At 66.7% G+C, this 2,985-nt stretch carries 2 protein-coding genes and 1 pseudogene; 1 reads left to right on the top strand and 2 read right to left on the bottom strand.

Going from position 1 to position 2,985, the window contains the following annotated elements:
* Window positions 1–633: pseudogene (locus VXC91_RS44140) on the bottom strand (glutamate--tRNA ligase); the annotation flags it as partial.
* A gap of 495 nt (window positions 634–1,128) precedes the next feature.
* On the opposite strand from VXC91_RS44140, the gene VXC91_RS44135 reads away from it, so the two are divergent.
* Window positions 1,129–1,959, top strand: coding sequence for a hypothetical protein (locus VXC91_RS44135; RefSeq protein ID WP_329512974.1), 831 nt, complete (start codon window positions 1,129–1,131; stop codon window positions 1,957–1,959).
* A gap of 616 nt (window positions 1,960–2,575) precedes the next feature.
* Here VXC91_RS44135 and VXC91_RS44130 read toward each other — a convergent pair.
* The coding region (locus tag VXC91_RS44130; RefSeq protein ID WP_329512973.1) for an integrase core domain-containing protein at window positions 2,576–2,985 on the bottom strand (410 nt) is incomplete at its 5' end.

Genomic DNA, 2,985 nt, shown 5'->3' with positions numbered 1-2,985 from the left:
AGGTGCGCCCACACGGGCGGCTTGGCTCCGAGCGCCTCCCACAGCAGCTGCTGCTTCGGCGTGTTCGACAGGTGCTCCTCGCCTCGGATGACCTGCGTGATTCCCTCATCCAGGTCATCCACGACGTTGGCGGTCAGAAAGACCGGAGACCCGTCTCCACGGGCGATCACGAAGTCCTCGATCGCGCTGTTCGGGAACGCCGGCTCCCCACGGACCAGGTCGACCACGACGGTCTCACCCTCGTCCGGCGTCCGGAACCGCAGCGCCCGCCCCTCCTCGAAGGCCAGCCCCCGGTCCCGGCAGAACCCCGTCGTACCCGAGGTGCTCCGACCCCGTGCGCTCCTTCAGCTGCTCCCGGGTGCAGTCGCAGTAGTACGCCCGGCCGGCCGCGAAGAGCTGCTGAGCAGCTTCACGGTGCCGGTCGGCGTTGTGCGACTGGAAGTACGGCCCTTCGAAGGCCGGGTCCTCGCCATGGATACCGATCGCCGCCAGCGCGCTGATGATGCCCTCGGTCCACTCCGGCTTGTTCCGGGCCGCGTCGGTGTCCTCGATCCTCAGGACGAACCTGCCGCCGGACTGTCGTGCCACCGCCCAGTTGTAGAGAGCGGACCGTGCGCCACCGACATGGAACATGCCGGTCGGGGACGGGGCGAAACGAACGCGAACCGGGGCAGTAGACAGGGTACCGACGCGGAGCCTACGCCCCGGACCACTCGCCACGCCCTCGCGCCAACGTTTTTCGGCCGTCCTCGCTTCTGCTCGAACGTCTCCTCCTCCCTGCCGATACCGACGGGCCACTGCCCCGAACCGTTTACCGCATAGAGCGGCCACGACGCACCGCCGTTCCACGGCCCGAGGTGATCACGATGGACGCGGGGGTGCGGGTCTTCATGGCGAACCTCTCAGTGGGGCGCCAAGCAAGCCAAGGCATCACAGCGACACAACCGCCGGTTTCGTGTGGAGAGTCCGAGAACGCCCTATGCATGTGAGATCGACCCTGATCACGTCCTTCAGGAGAGTCAGTGGCCGAACTCGGCAAAGCGGCAGGCCCGTTGGGGGTAAGCCACTGTCACTGCTCCCCCTTACCCTCATCTGCACATACCCGACACACGTGAGAGGCCGCCAGGCATGACCAAGGACGACGGCATGTCCCCTGAGGTGCAGCGCATGATCCAAGAGGCGCAGGCCATCATGACCGACGAGCTCATGGAGGAGACCCTTCGCAGCCAGGTCGCTGTGGACCCTAGCCACCTGACCTCGTTGCTTGACCTCGTGGCGATCGGCATCACCAACGGCGCCTGGCGGAACAGCTGCATCGAAAACTGGCACGCTGAAGGCCGGCTTTCGGACGGCGACATGATGCGCATCAACAGCTACACCACAGATGCCATACGTCGGCGCCTGAAGGGGTGGTGTGTCGAGTCCGGTATCACTTCGGCGAGCAGCACCGCGCTGGCAAGGACCGACGTGGAGGATGTGGACGTCCTTGCCGGTCGCCTCTTCCGGTGGCTGACGAATGCCGAGCGCAGGCTTCCTACCGGCATGACCCTCGGCGAGTTGGCTCGCTCGCAGGAAGACCTCGAGGAATACGAGGACCACGCAGATCGGGTCCTCGGCGGCTTTGCCGGACAGATGGAGGACAGGGGCGTCCGATTCGGCCTGCTCCGCACCGCCTGCCATGGCGCCCTGGCCTGCTCCCGGTGGTGGGCGCACCCCACATGGCCCGACCGCGTCGAACGCTTCATTCGCGTCCTTGATGATGCAACCAGCGCTCATTGGGGTATTGACGGGAAACGGAGGGAGAAACTGGGCGCCGAGCCACCCTCCGTGCAGGACCGCGACATTCTGCGTGCCACGCTGCTGGTCAGCCCGTGGAAACTCGATCCCACGGCCGCCGAGTGGGTCGTGGATGCCGGGATCGGTTACCTGAGGCCCGAAACCGGGTCGACGTCCGATTAGAAGGCACCAGTAGGCAACCAGGTAAGACTCCGTCCGAGAGACCGATACTCATGCGGCCCTCACGCCGCCCCGGCCATAGCTGATGAGGGACAACCGTTCGGGGATCAGCGTGGACCTTGCCCCATGGCGTACCACCGCCGTACACCCGGCCGGACTCCACGTGCCTCCCCCAGACCCTGCTCACAGACCGCGACGCTCAGTGCCTGGACATGGCCTGTCGCCGGCGGAAGTGGCCGAACCCAATTTGCCAGCGGAGACCGAGCCGTTGTCTGGCGTGCGTCCGTGGCATTTTCGGCCACACACCGGCGGCGGCCGGATGCGCCGCGTAACCTCGCAGGCATGGAGCCACCCGCACCCGGGGCAGCGCGGGACGCCGTACCGCAGGATCAGACAGCGCACGAGGCCGACGGCGAAGCGCGCCGACGGCTGGACGCGTACACCTACCTCAGCGCGCCCGAGCGGCTGAAGCACCTCGCGATCATGCGGGTCTTCTGCGGGACCCTTCTGGCGGACCTGGCCGTCCCGGACGTCCTGGCGAAGCTGCGCCAGGCAGGCGGCCGTGCCGCCGGGCTCGACGCCGACACCCTGCGGGTGCCGATTATTACGTCCGAGCTGGTCAGGCAGCATGTGCGTACTCGTGGAAGAGACCGCCGAGTCGGTCACGTCGACGGATATCGAGGCGGTCGAGTCGGTCTGGTTCGATGATTGGTTCGGGGAGCGGCCGCAGGGGTGCCGCGCTGTGCAGGGTGCGGTGCGGTCGATGCTGGTTGTAGATCGACTCGAACTCGCTGAGCGCGTGGAGCAGGTGGGCCTGGTTCCAGATGAGGGTGCGGTCGAGGAGCTCGCGGCGGCAGGTCCGCACCCATCGCTCCATGATTGAGTTCATGCGGGGCACGCGGATGCCGGTGGTAACGATCTCGATGCCCTCGGCCTCGAAAACGGCGTCGAACGCACGGGTGAACTTGCTGTCGCGGTCCCTGATCAAGTAGCGGACGGTGGCGCCGGCATCCTGGAGGTCCATGGCTA

The organism is Streptomyces chiangmaiensis (assembly GCF_036281785.1).
GTDB classification, from domain to species: Bacteria; Actinomycetota; Actinomycetes; order Streptomycetales; family Streptomycetaceae; genus Streptomyces; species Streptomyces chiangmaiensis.
The sequence above is the reverse complement of the archived record's forward strand: the minus strand, read 5'-3'. Positions and strand labels throughout refer to the sequence as shown.

Coding starts and splice junctions, on each gene's coding strand:
- VXC91_RS44135 (WP_329512974.1), top strand. CDS start 1,129: ATGACCAAGGACGACGGCATGTCCCCTGAGGTGCAGCGCATGATCCAA.